This is a genomic window from Vibrio sp. D173a (genome assembly GCF_030248475.1).
Window position 1 is genome coordinate 1 of record NZ_JAHGAH010001023.1, and the last position, 527, is coordinate 527.

Annotated in this window: 2 pseudogenes; one reads left to right on the plus strand and one right to left on the minus strand. The window is 46.3% G+C overall.

From position 1 onward, the window contains the following. Positions 1 to 255, minus strand: a pseudogene (locus tag KIV40_RS31015) (1,6-anhydro-N-acetylmuramyl-L-alanine amidase AmpD); the annotation flags it as partial. A gap of 147 nt (positions 256 to 402) precedes the next feature. On the opposite strand from KIV40_RS31015, the pseudogene KIV40_RS31020 reads away from it, so the two are divergent. Next, positions 403 to 527: pseudogene (locus KIV40_RS31020) on the plus strand (nicotinate-nucleotide diphosphorylase); the annotation flags it as partial.

Consider the following 527-nt stretch of genomic DNA (forward strand, 5'->3'; position numbering starts at 1 on the left):
CACTTCGCCATCTCGACGAACTAGACAATGTGCTGACACCCCCATGTTGTGAATCACTTTAAAGAAAGGATGTTCATCAGGGTCTAGTTTGCCAGTAAAGAACTGCTCGATATAAGGACCACCAAACTGACCCGGTGGTAGGCTGATGTTGTGTACCACCAGCAAGGAAATATCATCTTGCAAAGGACGCGCATCATAGAATGGAGAAGGCACATGTCTTGCGGAGTTGTACCACCCTGTTTCACTGATCATCATTAATGCCACGCTCCTTACTCTTTTACTACTCAATATATAATACTGTCAGTGTGAGCTCGACCTAACACGAGTCGGGCTCAACCCTTTAATTTGCTGTGAAGCAAGAGTATCATTCGTACCCCACTCCCTTTCAAGATTAGATTTGCGATGAAAAACACACATAACAGCCAACAGCGCCTTGATTACCTAAAAGAGCAACTTCCACTAGAGATCTCTCGCGCGGTTGCCGAGACAATCAAAGAAGACCTAGGTGGCACCCTAGATCCAGCGGC